The sequence below is a fragment of the Caulobacter sp. 17J65-9 genome (assembly GCF_010975005.1).
Taxonomy (GTDB): domain Bacteria; phylum Pseudomonadota; class Alphaproteobacteria; order Caulobacterales; family Caulobacteraceae; genus 17J80-11.
The window spans coordinates 1-15548 of the sequence record NZ_JAAIVC010000014.1 but is presented as its reverse complement, the minus strand read 5'-3'; the positions used below and the strand labels follow the sequence as shown (position 1 = coordinate 15548).

The following is a 15548-nucleotide window of genomic DNA, read 5'->3' as shown; positions in this document are numbered from 1 at the left end:
TGGACGCATGCCCGGTGAATCCCGCCCGCCGCTTCCGAAATGGAAGCGTCCGCGCGTTGAACCGCGAACGTCGTTCCGGCTAGTGTCCAGCCCGCATGCGGATTCTCCCTGAAGACCGGCGCGTGCTCGACGCGCTGGAGGCGCGCGAGGCGCAGATCGTCGAGCGCGCCGTCGACTGGTGCGCGATCAATTCCGGCAGCCGGCACATCGCCGGACTGGAAAAGCAGAAGCTGATCCTGGCCGAGCTGCTGGACGACCTGCCCGGCGAGCTGCGCCATCGAGCGCTGACGGCCAGCCCCGAGGTCGCCGACGACGGCACCCTGCGCCACCAGCCGCACACAGACGCGCTCCTGATGACCGTGCGCCCGGGCGCGCCGGTGCAGGTCGTGCTGACCGGCCACTACGACACCGTCTATCCGGCCGAGAGCGTGTTCCAGAAAGTCGTGGCCCGCGACGACGGCGCCCTGAACGGCCCGGGCATCGCCGACATGAAGGGCGGCGTTTCGGTCATGCTGGCCGCCCTCGAGGAATTCGAGCGCCACCCCCTGCGCGATCGGGTCGGCTACCGCGTGCTGCTGTCGCCCGACGAGGAGATCGGTTCGCTGGGCTCCGGCGCCGTGCTGGCCGAAATCGGCCGCCTGGGCCACGTCGGCCTGACCTACGAGCCGGCCCTGTCGGACGGCACCCTGGCCGGGGCGCGCAAGGGCTCGGGCAACTTCCACCTGGTGGTGAAGGGCAAGGCCGCCCACGCCGGGCGCGACTTCGCGCTGGGCCGCAACGCCATCGCCGCGGCCGCCGAGCTGGCCTGCCGCCTGCATGCGCTGAACGGCGTGCACGAAGGCGTCACCGTCAACGTCGCCAAGATCTCCGGCGGTGCGCCGCTCAATGTGGTGGCTGACAACGCTGTCGTGCGTTTCAACGTGCGCGTGCCCGACGCGGAGGGCGCGGCCTGGATCGACCGGGCGATCGACGAGGTCTGTGCCCGGCCGCCGTTCGAGGGGATCAGCATCCACCGCCACGGCGGCTTCACCCGCCCGGCCAAGCCGTTCGACGCCTCGCAGCAGGCCCTGTTCGGGGCGGTGAAGGCCGTCGGCGACCTGCTGGGCCAGCCGATCGGCTGGAAGCCGTCGGGCGGGGTGTGCGAGGGCAACAACCTCTATGCGGTGGGCCTGCCCAACGTCGACACGCTGGGGGTGCGCGGGGGCGACATCCACAGCGAAGCCGAGTATGCGTGGCCGCAAAGCTTTGTGGAGCGCGCGCAGCTCTCCGCCCTGATCCTGATGAAGCTGGCCTCCGGCGAGATCGACGCCGCCGGCATCAGGGCGCTGCGCGACGCGGGCCCGGCAAGTACGAACGATCGGGCCCTGGCTGAGGAAACTGAGTGATGCTTGTGGTCCGTCCGGCGGGTCCCGCCGATTTCGACGCCCTGATGGAACTGGCCGTGCTGTCCGGCCCCGGCTTCACCAGCCTGCCCGAGGACGAGCCGACCCTGCGCGAGCGGCTGGAGGTCTCCCAGGCCAGCTTCCGCGGCGAGCTGGCCCCGCTGGAGTGCTGGTACACGCTGATGCTCGAGGACGCCGAGACCGGCCAGATCGACGGCGTGGCCGGCGTGAAGGCGGCGGTGGGTGTGAAGCGGCCGTTCTTCTCGTTCCGCGTGGTGGGCCTGACCCAGTACTCGGCCAACCTGGGCCTGAAGTTCGATCACAAGGCGCTCGTGCTGGTGAACGAGTGCTCCGGCTGGTCGGAGGTCGGCTCGCTGTTCCTGAAGGCCGAGAAGCGCACCGGCGGCGCCGGGCGCCTGCTGGCCCAGTCGCGCTACATGCTGATCGGGTCGGACCCGCAGCGGTTCTCCGAGAACGTGCTGGCCGAGCTGCGCGGCTGGTTCGAGGAGGACGGCTCCTGCCCGTTCTGGGAGCACGTGGCCGCCAAGTTCTTCCACATGCCGTTCGGCGAGGCCGACCGCATGAGCGCCGCCTCCGACGGCCAGTTCATCCTGGACCTCGCGCCGCGCCACCCCATCTATGTGGAGCTTCTGCCGGAGCCGGCGCGCCGCGTGATCGGCAACGTCCACCGCGAAGGGGAAGCGGCCCGCGCCCTGCTGGAGCGCGAGGGCTTCCGCGCGACGGGCCTGGTCGACATCTTCGACGCCGGCCCGACCGTGGCCTGCCCCCGCGACGAAATCCGCACCGTGCGCGACAGCCGCCGCCTCGTCGTGCGCCTCGTGGACGCGCTGGATCACGCGACGCCCTCGCTGGTTTCGGTGGACGATATCGAAAACTTCCGCGCCACCCGCGCAGCGGTGACGGCCGAGGACGAGCAGGTCCTGATGACCCGCGACGTCGCCGACCTGCTGCGCGTGAAAGGCGGGGAACTGGTTCGGGTGAAGGCATGAACGGGCGTCTGTTTATCGACGGCGAGTGGCGCGAGAGCGCGGGCGAACGACTGGTCTCGACCGATCCGGCCACCGGCGAGCAGGTCTGGACCGGCGCGTCGGCGACCCGCGGCGAGGTCGAGCAGGCCGTCCGCTGCGCCCGCAAGGCCTTCGAGGACTGGAGCGAGCGCCCGCGCGAGGAGCGCGTCGAGTTCATGCGCCGCTACAAGGCGGTGCTGCAGGAACGCGCGCCTCAGTTCGCCAAGGCCCTGTCGCGCGAGACCGGCAAGGCCCTGTGGGAGACCACGGCCGAGCTGAACTCGATGATCGGCAAGGTCGACATCTCGATCCGCGCCTATGGCGAGCGCACCGGCGAGCGCGAGGCGGAGATGGCCTTCGGCCGCGCCGTGCTGCGCCACAAGCCGCACGGCGTCGCCGTCGTGCTGGGCCCCTACAACTTCCCCGGCCACCTGCCGAACGGCCACATCGTCCCGGCCCTGCTGGCCGGCGACACCGTGGTGTTCAAGCCCTCGGAAGAGACCCCGCTGGCCGGCCAGATGCTGGTCGAGGCGCTGGAGGCGGCCGGCCTGCCCAAGGGCGTGGTCAACCTGGTGCAGGGCGGGCGCGAAACCGGCGCGGCCCTGATCGAGCAGCCGATCGACGCCCTGCTGTTCACCGGCTCGGCCCAGGCCGGCGATTTCTTCCGCCGCAAGTTCGCCGACAACCCGCACGTGGTGCTGGCGCTGGAGCTGGGCGGCAACAATCCGCTGGTGGTCTGGGACGTCGAGGACCCGCAGGCCGCCGCCTCGCTGGTCGTCCAGTCGGCCTATGTCACGACCGGCCAGCGCTGCTCTTGCGCGCGCCGGCTGATCGTCAAGGACGGCGCCGAGGGCGACGCGGTGATCGAGGCGGTGGCCGCGCTGGCCGACCGCCTGACCGTCGGCCCCTGGGACGCCAACCCCGAGCCCTACATGGGCCCGTTGATCTCGGCCAAGGCGGCCGACGGCGCGCTGACCAAGGCGCGGGGCCTGATCGAGATGGGCGGCAAGGTGGTGCGCAAGTTCCACCGCGTCGACGGCACGCACGCCTTCGTCACGCCGGGCCTGTTCGACATGACCGGGGTCGAGGGCCTGCCCGACGACGAGATCTTCGCGCCGGTGCTGCAGGTTTTCCGCGTCTCCGACTTCGACGCCGCCATCGCCAAGGCCAACGACACGAAGTTCGGCCTGTCGGCCGGCCTGATCAGCGACGACGAGGCCCGCTGGCGCCGCTTCCTGGCCCGCTCGCGCGCCGGCGTGGTCAACCGCAACCGCCCGACCACGGGCGCGGCCGGCGACATGCCGTTCGGCGGCGTGGGGGCCAGCGGCAACCACCGCCCAAGCGCCTACTACGCGGCCGACTACGTGGCTTACCCGGTGGCGACCTTCGAGGCCGACAAGGCCAGGTCGATCCTGGGCGAGATCAAGGGGCTGCGGCCCTAGTTCTTCCTTCTCCCCTTGAGGGAGAAGGACGGAGCCCGCGCGCCGGAGGGCGGAAGCCCGAAGGCCCGCGCGGGAGGATGAGGGGTCTCGCCGCCGCCGGCCGGCGTGCGACCCCTCACCCTCCCACGCAGACCTACGCTACGCTCCGGTGCGTGGGACCCTCCCTCTCCCTCAGGGGGAGAGGGGTCAGTGCGAGGGGGATGTGATGTCCACGGTGGAAGCCAACGCCGACGGCCTGGTCGGGCCGACGCACTCCTACGCGGGGCTCGCGCCCGGCAACATCGCCAGCCAGGTCAACGCCGGCGAGGCGTCCAACCCGCGCGCGGCGGTCCTGCAGGGCCTGGCCAAGATGAAGCGGCTGGCCGATCTGGGGATCCCGCAGTTCGTCCTGCCGCCGCACGAGCGGCCCTTCACGCCCTTCCTGCGCGCGCTGGGCTTCTCCGGCACGGACGCCGAGGTGTTGGAGCGCGCCTGGAAGGAGGCCCCTGCCTTCGCGGCGGCGGCCTGCTCGTCCTCGCAGATGTGGGCGGCCAACGCAGCCACGGTCACGCCCTCGGTCGACGCGCCGGACGGGCGGGTGCACTTCACCCCGGCCAACCTGGTCACCAACCTGCACCGCAGCCTGGAGCACGAGCAGACCACGCGATCCTTGCGCCGGCTGTTCCCCGATCCGCGCCGCTTCGCGGTGCACGACGCGCTGAACCCGGTCGCCCACCTGGCCGACGAGGGTGCGGCCAACCACGTGCGCCTGGCCGCCGAGCACGGCGCGCCCGGCGTCAACCTGCTGGTCTGGGGCCGCGAGGCCTGGGAGCGCTGGGAGGGCAAGTACCCGGCCCGCCAGACGCTGGAGTCCTGTCAGGCGATCGCCCGCCGCCACGGCGCGCACCGCCCGGTCTTCGCCCGCCAGGCCAAAGCGGCCATAGACGGCGGCACCTTCCACAACGACGTGGTCTGCGTGGGCACGCGGACGGCCCTGCTGTTCCACGAGCTGGCCTTCGAGGACAAGGCGGGCACGCTGGCCGCCATCCGCGCCGCCGCCGAGGGCCTGTTCCAGCCCGAGTTCGTCGAGATCTCCGCGGCCGACCTGCCGCTGGAGGACGCGGTGAAGTCCTACCTGTTCAACTCGCAGCTGCTGGTCGTGCCGGGCGAGGACCGCCTGGTCCTGCTGGCCCCGACCGAGACCGCCGACAATCCGCGCGCGCATGCGGCGGCGCAGTCCCTGGCCACCGCCAACGGCCCCATCGGGCGGGTCGAGTACGTCGACGTGCGCCAGAGCATGCGCAACGGCGGCGGCCCGGCCTGCCTGCGCCTGCGCGTGGTGCTGACCGAACAGGAGCTGGCCTCGGCCAACGCCTTCCAGCGCCTCAACGCCGGCCTCTACGGGCGTCTCTGCGAATGGGCCGAGCGCTGGTACCGCGAAGAGCTGCGCCCCGCCGACCTGGCCGACCCGCAACTGCTGACCGAGACCCGCGGCGCGCTGGACCAGCTGACCGCGATCCTGAACCTGGGCGGGGATTTCTACCCGTTCCAGCGGGTCTAAATCCTCCCCCTCTGGGGGAGGGGGACCGTGCTTAGCCCTTGGGCGAAGCATGGTGGAGGGGGCTCGTCTTGGCGCGACCGCGCAGCTGAGAGGGAGCACTCCGCTGGAGCCCCCTCCACCGCTTCGCGGTCCCCCTCCCCCACCGCTTCGCTCGGGGGAGGATTTACCCCGCCAGTAGCGCCTCGATCTCGCCCGACGTCCACAGCACCCCGTACGGGATCCCCGGGTTCAGCATCGCCGCGCCGTCGCGGGCCAGCTTCAGCATCTCCACGCCCGGGCCCTGGATGTAGGACACGCCCACCGGATAGACCTGCCCGATCCGGGCCGGCGCGGTGAACAGGATGATCGCGGCGCGCCCGTCCGCTTGCGGCGCGGTGGCCAACTGGACCCGGTCGCCGGGCTCCAGCTTGCGGCCGCCGTCGACCACCGCCTGGGTCAGGGCGCACAGCGGCGCCGCCAGCAGGGCGTCGCGGAAGGCCGCCTTGCGGGCCGGGTCGGCGTGGGCGGCGACCATCAGCGCTTCGAGCTCGTTCAGCGGCTGAAAGGTCAGGTGCGCGTCGTCCATCGGGCGTCTCCGGGCCGGGCGGCCACCTTCGTCTCAGCTTCGTCGCTTGTCGAATCCTCGTCGCACCTCGCGCCCTTCGCGGTCCGGCCGGAGCTAGAGCGGAGGGGACGCGCGGGGCGGGATCGGCCTGGGACCCGGCGCAGACGCCAGAGGACCCCACCATGACCGTCCGCAAGACCGTCGCCTTATTGACCGCCGTCGCCGCCGTCGTGGCCGCCGCCCAGCCGGCCGCCGCCCGCCAGGAGCGCCCGCCGGCCGAGGCCTGCGCCATCGCCCGCTCCATCATGCAGAACCAGGGCGACGTCCAGGCGGTCGCCGCCGCCCCGGCCAAGCCGAACGAGACCGAGCGCTCCAAGTCCGCCCGCAAGCTGCTGGGCTTCGCCGCCTCGGCCCTGCAGGCCGCCGCGCCGCAGATCGCCGCCCGCTCCGACAATCCGCTGACGGCCGCCGCCACCCAGGTCGCCGTCGACGTGGCGCGCGACTCCGCCAAGGGCGGCGCCCCGGCGGGCGGCGGTTCGGCCGCGGTCAGCGCCAAGGCCCGCGAACAGGGCCTGGCCCAGGCCGGCTGCTGACGCTTCAGGGCCGGGGGCGGGCGTAACGCCGTTCGCCCCCTACCGCCCCGCTCGCCGCGTCATTAAGTGGGTGCGAGAACCCGGCCGCCGCGCCGGGGTTTTTTGCACGCACACCGGCGAGAGGACGACCCATGAAGGGCTATGTCGACGACATCGAGCGCCTGACCCAGGAGAACACCGACTTCCGTCGCGTGCTCTACACCGCCCGCTCCACCCAGCTGGTGCTGATGGCCATCCCCGCCGGCGGCGAGATCGGCGAAGAGGTGCACGACAAGGAGGACCAGTTCTTCCGCGTCGAGAGCGGCGAAGGCGAGGTGCTGATCGACGGCGTCACCCACAAGGTCGGCGACGGCTCGGCCGTGATCGTGCCCAAGGGCGCGCGCCACAACGTGAAGAACGTCGGCGCCGAGCCGCTGAAGCTCTACACCCTCTACAGCCCGCCCCATCACCGCGACGGGATCGTCCACCGCACCAAGGCCGAGGCCGACGCGGACGAAGACGAGCACTTCGACGGCAAAACCACCGAGTGATCGGCGGCCTCGACCCGGACGTCCTGCCCCGCTTCTTCGTCGCCATGGCGGTGGTGGAGCTGACGCCCGGGCCGAACATGGGCTACCTCGCCTCCCTTTCGGCCGCGTGCGGCCGGAAGGCGGGGCTGACCGCGGTCGCCGGCGTGACGCTGGGCCTGGCCGCCTACATGATCGCCGCCGCCTTCGGCCTGACCGGGGTGCTGCTGGCCTATCCCCTGCTCTACCAGGCCCTGCGCTGGGCCGGGGTGATCTACCTGCTGTGGCTGGCCTTCGAGGCGTGGTCGGCCGAGCGCGAGGCCGCGCCGCGCGGGCCGCAGGGCGCGGCATGTTACGGCGAGTGGTTCCGGCACGGCCTGTTCGCCAACCTGCTCAACGTCAAGGCGGCGGCCTTCTACGTGGTGCTGCTGCCCAGCTTCATCTCGCCGGCGCGGCCCGCCCTGCCCCAGGCGCTGACGCTGGGGGCCATGCACCTGTCCATCAGCGTCGTCGTGCACAGCGCGATCGTGCTGCTGGCCGCCAGGGCCGGGACCGGGCTGGGGGCGGCGGGCGACCATCCGAAGGCCCGCAGGGTGCGCCGCGCCTTCGCCGTCGCGATCGCCGTGGTGGCGCTGTGGCTGGCCTGGGACACCCGCGGCTGAGCCGGACCCGCGCGAGCCAAAGAAGAAGGGCGGCGCCGCTCTCGCGACGCCGCCCTCTCCCGCCCCGGGGCGCGTTGAACGCGCTCTAGTAACGCTTGCCGATCCGCACGCCGATGGTGCGCGGCTGGATCGGAACGGTGTAGGCGCGGGTGCCGCAGACCGCCTCGGCGCAGGCCACCGTACGGGTGACCTCGCCGCGCTCGTCGAGGGCGTTGAGGATCGACAGCTCCGCGGTCCAGTCGTTCTTCTCCACCCCGAACACGACGTCGGCGCTGGTGTAGCCAGGGATCCGGCCGACGATGCCGCGCTCGGTGGTCCGCAGGTCGGTCCAGGCGCCGCTCTGGGTGACCAGCGAGCCCTGCAGGTGGGCGTCGAAATCGGCCCAGGTCCACTCGTAGCGGGCCGTCAGGTTGGCCTTGAGCTTCGGCGTGACCGGCAGTTCCTGGCCCTTGGGCGCCAGGGGGCTCGGGCAGTCCGTCACCGGCGTGCCGTCCGGATCGGTGAAGCCGCAGTAGTTCGCGCTGAGCTGGGCGTCGGTGTAGGCGGCCGAACCGGAGATGGTCAGGCCCTCGTTGACCCGCCAGTTGATCTCGGTCTCGACGCCCTTCATCTCGGCCTGGGCGGCGTTGCGGATCTCGGTCAGGCCGTTGGGGCCCAGGATCGAGAACTGGAAGTCCTCCCACTTCTCCATGAACACCGCGCCGTTGAAGCGCAGGTTGCCGCCCCAGGTGGTTTTCCAGCCCAGCTCGTAGTTGGTCAGGAAGTCCGACAGGTACGGCGGCAGGGTGCCGCGACGGTTCAGGCCGCCCGGACGGTAGCCGGTCGACCAGGTCGCGTAGACCATCCGGTCTTCGTCGAACTTGTAGGTCAGGTTCAGCTTGTGGGTGTTGCCGTCTTCCTGGACGCTCTTGTCGAAGCTGGTGCACGGCCCGCCCGGCACCACCGGGGTCGGCGAGATACAGGCCGCCTCGCCCGTCGAGCCGCTGTACCAGGACGAGAAGCCGAAATAGCCCTTCAGGCTGTTGTCGACCTTGAAGAAGCGCACGCCGCCGGTGACCGACAGCTTGTCGGTGATGTCGAAGGACGCCTCGCCGAAGGCGGCGGTGTCGATGTCGACGCGCTCCTGCTTGGTCAGCCACAGGGTGTCGTCCCAGCCGGTGACCGACTCGAAGTCGGCCAGGCCGTCGATCCGGTAGTCCTGCTGAATGTTGTGGTACTGGCGCTGGTAGAAGGCGCCGACGATGAAGCGGAACCGCTTGTCCTGCGGCGAGGCCAGCCGGATTTCGTGGGTCTGCTTGGTGTAGCGGTCCTTGGCCTGGATGTACTGCGACGGGTCGCCCAGCGGCGTGGTGGTGTCGTCCACCCAGTACTGACCGTAGTTGTACAGGTTGTCGTAGAAGAACGAGTAGTCGGAATAGTCGGACTCGGAGTCGACGTTCCGCTTCAGGTACGACCCGGCGTAGGTCAGGTCGAAGTCGCTGATCCGGCCCTCGATGGTCATGGCCGCCTGCACCCAGCGGTCGTGCGAGCTGTCGGGCTTGTAGCGGTCGACCTTCAGGTCGCCGACGTCCGGATCGAAGCCGAACACGCCGTTGGTCTTCTGGTCCTGCGCCATCAGCTGCGGCGTGATGGTCCAGTCGTCGTTCAGGTCGATGCGCAGGGCCGCGCGCGCGCCGTAGGTGTCGGCGTCGTTGAAGTCGTCCTTCACCAGCGCGTTGTTGTTGATGGTGAAGTCGGGAATCTCGTCGCCGCCGGCGTCGGCGTTCTCGCCTTCGTGGTAGGTGCGCGTGCCCGGGACGTTGTCGATGTAGCCGGCGTCGTGCTCGTACCAGCCGACCAGGCGGACCGCGACGTTGTCGGCCAGCGGCTGGTTGACGAAGCCCTCGGCCACGTAGCCGACGCCGCCGTGCGCCACCGTGTTCACGCCCGCGTCCCAGCCGGCCTCGAAGCCGGCCATGCTGGGCTTGTTGGTGATGATGCGGATGGTGCCGGCCTGCGAGCTGGCCCCGTAGAGCGTGCCCTGCGGCCCGGCCAGGCTCTCGACCCGCTCGATGTCGTAGACGTGGATGTCCAGCGGGCCCTGGATGGTCGTGACCGGCTGTTCGTCCAGGTACATGCCGACGCTGGGCATGGAGCCGGAGTGGTTGCCGTCGCCGCCGCTGGCCACGCCGCGCATGTAGATGCTGGTGAAGCCCGGCCCGACCGTCTGGTAGGAGACGCTGGGCAGGAACTTGGCGAAGTCGTTGAAGTCGGCGACCTGCAGCTGCTCCAGCTTCTCCGTGCCCATGGCCTGGATGCTGAACGGCACGTCCTGCAGGCTTTGCGACACCTTCTGGGCGGTCACCACCACCTCGTCGAGGGTGGCGGTCGCGGTGTCCTGGGCGGCGGCGACGCCGACCCCGGTGAGCATGGTCGACGCCAGAAGCGTCGCAGAAAACAGTTGAGCACCCCGCAGTTTAGCGGGCGACAGCCGACGCATACTCATCCCCCCAGGATCAGCCTCAAGCTAAGCGGTAGTGTCGCGCCGGAGTCATGGTAACTGTCAAGCTGGAAGAAAAGCCCGATTTCACGAACGTGTCGCCGACGACACGGCGAAGACGTGCCGATACGGCACGAATTCTAGAAATCGCCTTTCAACCCAAGGAAATGTCGCTCAGGCCCGAGCCTGCCGGCGTTGCAGCCGCCGCTCCCAGGCGGCCACGATCACCAGCACCGCCGCCGCGCCGGTGGACAGCCACAGCGGCGTCAGCACGCCCGCCAGCGGGACCAGGGCGGCCAGCATGGCCAGCCCGCCCAGCCGGCTCGGCGACCAGTAGCCGAACACCGTCCGCTTGAAGAGCAACAGGCCCAGCAGATACAGCGCCGGCCCGCCCAGAACGGCGGCGACCATGGCCGGCTCCAGCGCCCCCAGCGGCTCGTGCAGGGTGAGCTCGTCCTCCACAGCCGCAACGATGATCCCCGCGACGATCGGCAGGTGCACGTAGGTGTAGGCCGACCGGCCGATCCGGCCCGGGTCGGCGGAGCCTGCGATGCGCTGGCTGGCGGCCTCGTACACCCCGTCGAAGTAGAGCCACCACATGGCCACGCTGCCGGCGAAGGCGACGACGAAGGCCGCCGCGGTGTCGAAGGTCCAGACCAGTTCGGCGAAGGTCGCGCCGGTGACCAGGACGGACTCGCCCAGGGCGATGATCACGAACAGGCCGCAGCGCTCGGCCAGATGCCCGCCTTCGATGTTCCAGTCTCCGGTGGACGAACGCCCCAGTCCCGGCGACCAGTAGCCCGCCGACGGACCGAGATACTCGATCAGCACGGCCAGCGCCCAGAACGCCAGCCGCGCCTCGCCCTCAACGAAGGCGCCGGCCAGCCAGGCCGCGCCGGACGCGACGAACCAGGCCCCGATCCGCTGAAAGCTGCGCGTCAGGGTCGGCCTGTGGGGCCCCAGCGCCCACAGCATGAAGCCGGTGCGCCCGACCTGCATGAAGACGTAGGCCGCCGCGAAGGCCAGGCCGCGGTCGCCGAACGCCCGCGGCAGCGAGGTCGACAGCACCAGGCCCGCCAGCATCAGCACGAACAGGCCCAGCCGCACCGGACTGCGTTCCGGATCCAGCCAGTTGGTCAGCCAGGAGGTGTAGACCCACACCCACCACACGGCCATGGCCAGCAGGCCGACCTCCAGCACGCCGCCCAGGCTCAGGTCGTGCAGCAGGGTGTGGGACAGCTGGGTGACCGCGAAGACGAACACCAGGTCGAAGAACAGCTCGACGAAGGTGACCCGGGCGTGGTCGTGGCCGCGTCGTTCACGCAGCAGACCGCTCGGCGCGGCGAAGATGGTCATGCCCCAGGGCCCCTACGCGGCGGCTCAATCCTCCCCCTCTGGGGGAGGGGGACCATGCGTAGCATGGTGGAGGGGGCTCGTCTTGGCGCGACGGCGCAGCTGAGACCGAGGCGCTCCGCTGGAGCCCCCTCCACCGCTTCGCTCGGGGGAGGACCTACAGCCCGAAGCCGCCGTCGATGCGCAGGTTGGCGCCGGTGACGTAGCCGCCCTGGTCGCTGGCCAGATAGGCCACCAGGCCGGCGATCTCGTCGGCGTGGCCGTAACGCCCTAGCGCCATGATCCCGCGCAGGGTGTCGGCGAAGTCGCCGGCGGCCGGGTTCATGTCGGTGTCGACCGGGCCGGGCTGCAGGTTGTTGACGGTGATGCCGCGCGGACCCAGCTCGCGGGCCAGCGCGATGGTCAGGGCGGCCACCGCCCCCTTGCTGGCCGAGTACGCCGTTAGGCCCGGGAACGGGGCGATGTCGGAATTGACGCTGCCGATGTTGATGATGCGCCCGCCGTCCTTCATGTGGCGCTGGGCTTCCTGGCTGGCCACGAACACGCCGCGCACGTTCACCGCCAGGGTGCGGTCGAAGTCCTCCAGGGCCAGCTCGCCGATCGGCCCCAGAGCCAGGACGCCGGCGTTGTTGACCAGGATGTCCAGCCCGCCCAGCGCCTCGACCGTACGCGCGACCGCCGCCTTCACCTGGGCGGGATCGGCGGCGTCGGCCTGGATGGCCAGGGCCTTTCCGCCGTCAGCCTCGATCGCCTTCACAACCGCGTCGGCCTTTTCGGACGAGGCCGTGTAGGTGATCGCCACCGCCGCGCCGTCGGCCGCCAGCCGCTTGGCGATCGCCGCGCCGATGCCCCGCGAACCGCCGGTGACCAGGGCGACCTTCCGCTTCAAATCCGTCATGTCTGGACCCATCTTCTTATTTCGGGAACGATTGCTCCCGATCCATGGGGCGGCAGGTGGGGAACCGCCCCGAGGGGTTCAAGAGATATTCGGAACGATCGTTATGGAAAATGTCGACCCGACCGCCCGCCGCCCGCGCGGCCGCCCGCCCGGCTTCGACCGCGAGCTGGCGCTGGACAAGGCCATGCGGCTGTTCTGGGACCGCGGCTACGAGGCGGCGTCGATGGACGAGCTGACCGTCGCAATGGGCATCAGCCCGTCCAGCCTGTACGGCGCGTTCGGCGGCAAGGCCCAGCTCTACGCGCAGGCGCTGGACCACTACGTGGCCGGGCCGGGCGCCTACGTCTTGCCCATCCTGGCCGCCGACCTGCCGACGCGGACGGCGTTCGAACGGCTGTATGAGACAGCCGCCTTCGAACTGACCCGCGCCGACCAGCCGCGCGGCTGCATGGTCGCCGCGACCGAGACCCAGTGTTCGCCCGCGGCCGAGGGCGTGCGCGCGGCGGTGGCCGAGCGGCGGCTGCAGGCGGTCCGGGCCTATGAGGATCGGCTGCGCCGCGGGATCGAGAGCGGCGACCTGGCCGCCGACATCGACGTCGGCGCGCTGGCCCGCTTCCTCATGACCGTGCAGCAGGGCCTGTCGGTCCAGGCTCGCGACGGCGCCAGCCGCGAGGAGCTGCTGGCGGTGGGGCGCACGGCGATGCGGGCGTGGCCGGAGACCTAGCCAAAAACCTCCGTCATCCCGGCCGCAGCGCGAAGCGCGGAGAGCCGGGACCCAGCAAGCTCGAGATCAACGGTCCAACGCGCTGCAACAAGCGGCGCGCTTGCTGGGTCCCGGCTCTACGCGGAGCTAACGCTCCGCTACGGCCGGGATGACGGCGTGTTGAAGTCAGGCGCCTCCGGATAAGCGTCCAGCACCGGCCCGAGCGCCGTCTTCAGCGGCCCCAGCCACGGCTCGTACGCCTTCCAGTGCTCGACCGCGTCGGTGAAGATCGGCTGGCGCACCTGTTCGGAGCTGGCGGTGCGCACCGCCCGCTCGGTCTCGTAGAAGCGCAGGCAGCCCTCCTCGAACGGGAGGCCGCAATAGTCGAGCAGCGCCCGCACCTCGGTTTCCGGGTCGGCGACCATGCGTTCGTAGATCACCCGATGCACGGCGCCCGGTGCGACCCGGTCGAACCAGGCCATCAGCTCGACATAGTCGGCGTAGTAGCGGCCCAGCTCGGTCAGGTCGTAGGTGAAGCCCTGCCCGCGGGCGAAGTGCTGCTTGAAGCCGGAGAAGCAGCAGCCCAGCGGGTGGCGGCGCGCGTCGACGATCTTCGCGTTCGGCAGCATCAGCCGGATCAGGCCGACGTGGGCGAAGTTGTTCGGCATCTTGTCGATGAAGAACGGCCGGCCGGTCTTGCGCTGCACGCGGGTGCGCTCGAGGTACTCTTCGCCGAGCGCGCGCAGGGCGTCGGCGTCGAGCTCGGCCAGCGCCTCCGGATAGGTCGAGACGGCGCTCCTGGTCTTCTTGCCGCCGATCCGCTTGGCCATGGAGACCACGTCGGGCAGCTCCATGGTCCCCTCGACCTGCGAGTGGCTGGAGAGGATCTGCTCGATCAGGGTCGAGCCGGCCCGCGGCAGGCCGACCACGAAGATCGGGTCGGGCGCCGAACACCCCTGCCCCGCCCGCTGCGCGAACACGGCCGGGGTGAAGAAGGCCTTCGACCGGTCGACGTGGGCGCGGTTCTCGTCGGCGTCATAGTCCAGCCCCGCGCGGCGCAGGGCGTTGCCCGCGGCGTAATGCTCGAACGATCCAGCCGCCTCGCCCGCGTCCTCCAGCGCCTTGCCCAGCGCGAAGTGCAGGTGGAAGCGGTCTTCCTCGGACAGGTCGGCGCGCTGCAGCTGGGCCCGCATCGCCGCGACGTCGTCGTCGGAGAAGCGCACGGTCTTCAGGTTGGCCAGGCTCCACCAGGCCTCGCCCAGGCCCGGCAGCAGCGCGATGCACTTGCGGTAGGCGTCGATCGCCTCGCCCTGGCGGCCCAGCGTCTTCAGGGCGTGGCCGTAGCTCATCCAGGCCTTGGGCTGTTCGGGCCAGCGGGCCAGAACGGCGTCGTAGCAGTCGATGGCCCGCTCGTACTCGCCGATCCGGCCCAGCGCCGCGGCCTTCAGGATCATGTAGCCGGCGTGGCCCGGCTCGCGGGCCAGCAGCACGTCCAGTTCGGCCACCGCCTCGGCGCCCTTGTTCTGGCGGTAGAGGGCCAGCGCATAGTTGTGCCGCGCCATGGCGAAGCCCGGGGCCAGCTCCAGGCAGCGGGCCAGCAGCTTTTCGGCGTCCTCATAGCGGCGCAACCGGCCGGCCACCTCGGCCAGCATGCGCATGGCCGCCACGTCGGTGGGGTGGGCCTTCAGGAAGGCCTTCAGCTGGCGCTCAGCCACGGCCAGGCGGTTCTCACACAGCGCCTCGGCCGCCTCGACCAGGCGCGGGTCCTTCACCGAAGAGACCAGGTGTCGGGCGTAGGCCGCGTCGGCGCCGTCGGTGTCGCCGGTCAGGGTCAGTTGATCGCCCAGGGCCCGCCAGGCGAAGGCGTGGTGGGGGTTATGGCGGACCGCGCGGTGCAGCGCGTCGACCGCTTCACGGGTGCGCCCCGCGTCGGCCAGGGCGAGCGCGGCCTCGACCTGGGCCGCCGGCCAGTCGGGCGCCGCCGTCGCCAAGGGGGTCAGCACCGCCAGCGCGCCGGGAATGTCGCGTGCGGCGCGGAGCGCCGTTCCAAGCAGAAGGGTCGCCTGCGGATGGCCGGGGGCCGCGGCCAGGATCTCGCGGGCCTGCTGCGCCGCCAGCGCCGGGGCGCGTTCCAGCAGCCGCGCGCCGTGGGCCAGCGCCGTCGCCAGAGAGCCTGAGGGCTCGGAAGCCGTACGCGTCACCAAAACCCCCGCCCCCGCGAAGTCACGCCACGAATGAGCGGCGCTTCGCGCGGGCCTGTCAATCGTCCGGAACGCCCACGCCCGGCCGCGTGTTCGGCGTTGGAATTCAAACGAAAGGACGAGCCCATGGGACTGCTGGACCAGATCCTCGGCGGCGCGGCCGGCGCGCCGCGCGGCGGACGGCGCGGCGCGGCCGGCCCCTCGCCCGTGGTCAAGG

The 15548-nt window shown here is 71.1% G+C and carries 13 protein-coding genes; 8 read left to right on the top strand and 5 right to left on the bottom strand.

Annotated elements, in window-relative coordinates:
* The first annotated feature begins 95 nt into the window (after nt 1–95).
* The 4 genes from G3573_RS04290 (at nt 96) to astB (ending at nt 5392) form a co-directional block, all read left to right on the top strand.
* Nucleotides 96–1385, top strand: a complete 1290-nt coding sequence (locus tag G3573_RS04290) for a hydrolase (RefSeq protein ID WP_163259617.1) — start codon at nt 96–98, stop codon at nt 1383–1385.
* Complete coding sequence (locus G3573_RS04285; RefSeq protein WP_163259616.1) at nt 1385–2392, top strand: arginine N-succinyltransferase; 1008 nt, start codon at nt 1385–1387, stop codon at nt 2390–2392. Before G3573_RS04290 ends, G3573_RS04285 begins: the two co-directional genes overlap by 1 nt.
* Nucleotides 2389–3852 (top strand): succinylglutamate-semialdehyde dehydrogenase, encoded by a 1464-nt coding sequence (astD, locus tag G3573_RS04280; protein ID WP_163259615.1) that lies wholly within the window; start codon nt 2389–2391, stop codon nt 3850–3852. The genes G3573_RS04285 and astD overlap by 4 nt, the downstream gene beginning before the upstream one ends.
* A gap of 202 nt (nt 3853–4054) precedes the next feature.
* Nucleotides 4055–5392 (top strand): N-succinylarginine dihydrolase, encoded by a 1338-nt coding sequence (gene astB, locus G3573_RS04275; protein ID WP_163259614.1) that lies wholly within the window; start codon nt 4055–4057, stop codon nt 5390–5392.
* 163 nt (nt 5393–5555) lie between these two features.
* On the opposite strand, the gene G3573_RS04270 is transcribed toward astB, so the two are convergent.
* Nucleotides 5556–5957 (bottom strand): SseB family protein, encoded by a 402-nt coding sequence (locus tag G3573_RS04270; protein ID WP_163259613.1) that lies wholly within the window; start codon nt 5955–5957, stop codon nt 5556–5558.
* 161 nt (nt 5958–6118) lie between these two features.
* Between G3573_RS04270 and G3573_RS04265 the strand changes: the two genes are divergently transcribed.
* The 3 genes from G3573_RS04265 (at nt 6119) to G3573_RS04255 (ending at nt 7697) form a co-directional block, all read left to right on the top strand.
* Nucleotides 6119–6529 (top strand): hypothetical protein, encoded by a 411-nt coding sequence (locus tag G3573_RS04265; protein ID WP_163259612.1) that lies wholly within the window; start codon nt 6119–6121, stop codon nt 6527–6529.
* Nucleotides 6530–6660: 131 nt separating this feature from the next.
* A complete protein-coding gene (locus G3573_RS04260) occupies nt 6661–7059 on the top strand; it encodes a cupin domain-containing protein (protein WP_163259611.1) in 399 nt (132 codons plus the stop codon).
* Complete coding sequence (locus G3573_RS04255) at nt 7056–7697, top strand: LysE family translocator (RefSeq protein WP_346427341.1); 642 nt, start codon at nt 7056–7058, stop codon at nt 7695–7697. Before G3573_RS04260 ends, G3573_RS04255 begins: the two co-directional genes overlap by 4 nt.
* A gap of 85 nt (nt 7698–7782) precedes the next feature.
* Here G3573_RS04255 and G3573_RS04250 read toward each other — a convergent pair whose 3' ends face one another.
* The 3 genes from G3573_RS04250 to G3573_RS04240 form a co-directional block, all read right to left on the bottom strand.
* Nucleotides 7783–10107, bottom strand: a complete 2325-nt coding sequence (locus tag G3573_RS04250) for a TonB-dependent receptor (RefSeq protein ID WP_240454508.1) — start codon at nt 10105–10107, stop codon at nt 7783–7785.
* A 243-nt stretch (nt 10108–10350) separates the two neighbouring features.
* A complete protein-coding gene (locus G3573_RS04245; protein WP_163259609.1) occupies nt 10351–11532 on the bottom strand; it encodes a low temperature requirement protein A in 1182 nt (393 codons plus the stop codon).
* A 154-nt stretch (nt 11533–11686) separates the two neighbouring features.
* Nucleotides 11687–12427, bottom strand: a complete 741-nt coding sequence (locus G3573_RS04240; RefSeq protein ID WP_205598066.1) for a 3-oxoacyl-ACP reductase family protein — start codon at nt 12425–12427, stop codon at nt 11687–11689.
* Nucleotides 12428–12530: 103 nt separating this feature from the next.
* On the opposite strand from G3573_RS04240, the gene G3573_RS04235 reads away from it, so the two are divergent.
* On the top strand, nt 12531–13151 hold the full coding sequence (locus tag G3573_RS04235; RefSeq protein ID WP_163259607.1) for a TetR/AcrR family transcriptional regulator: 621 nt from the start codon (nt 12531–12533) through the stop codon (nt 13149–13151).
* A 137-nt stretch (nt 13152–13288) separates the two neighbouring features.
* On the opposite strand, the gene G3573_RS04230 is transcribed toward G3573_RS04235, so the two are convergent.
* The gene (locus tag G3573_RS04230; protein ID WP_163259606.1) at nt 13289–15331 is read right to left on the bottom strand and encodes a tetratricopeptide repeat-containing sulfotransferase family protein; all 2043 of its coding nucleotides are present in this window, start codon (nt 15329–15331) and stop codon (nt 13289–13291) included.
* Nucleotides 15332–15548: the final 217 nt, after the last annotated feature.

What these genes read in the sequence shown, in the direction of transcription:
- G3573_RS04290 (WP_163259617.1), top strand. Translation starts at nt 96, where the DNA reads ATGCGGATTCTCCCTGAAGACCGGCGCGTGCTCGACGCGCTGGAGGCG.
- G3573_RS04285 (WP_163259616.1), top strand. Translation starts at nt 1,385, where the DNA reads ATGCTTGTGGTCCGTCCGGCGGGTCCCGCCGATTTCGACGCCCTGATG.
- astD (WP_163259615.1), top strand. Translation starts at nt 2,389, where the DNA reads ATGAACGGGCGTCTGTTTATCGACGGCGAGTGGCGCGAGAGCGCGGGC.
- G3573_RS04270 (WP_163259613.1), bottom strand. Translation starts at nt 5,957, where the DNA reads ATGGACGACGCGCACCTGACCTTTCAGCCGCTGAACGAGCTCGAAGCG.
- G3573_RS04265 (WP_163259612.1), top strand. Translation starts at nt 6,119, where the DNA reads ATGACCGTCCGCAAGACCGTCGCCTTATTGACCGCCGTCGCCGCCGTC.
- G3573_RS04260 (WP_163259611.1), top strand. Translation starts at nt 6,661, where the DNA reads ATGAAGGGCTATGTCGACGACATCGAGCGCCTGACCCAGGAGAACACC.
- G3573_RS04250 (WP_240454508.1), bottom strand. Translation starts at nt 10,107, where the DNA reads ATGCTCACCGGGGTCGGCGTCGCCGCCGCCCAGGACACCGCGACCGCC.
- G3573_RS04245 (WP_163259609.1), bottom strand. Translation starts at nt 11,532, where the DNA reads ATGACCATCTTCGCCGCGCCGAGCGGTCTGCTGCGTGAACGACGCGGC.
- G3573_RS04240 (WP_205598066.1), bottom strand. Translation starts at nt 12,427, where the DNA reads ATGACGGATTTGAAGCGGAAGGTCGCCCTGGTCACCGGCGGTTCGCGG.
- G3573_RS04235 (WP_163259607.1), top strand. Translation starts at nt 12,531, where the DNA reads ATGGAAAATGTCGACCCGACCGCCCGCCGCCCGCGCGGCCGCCCGCCC.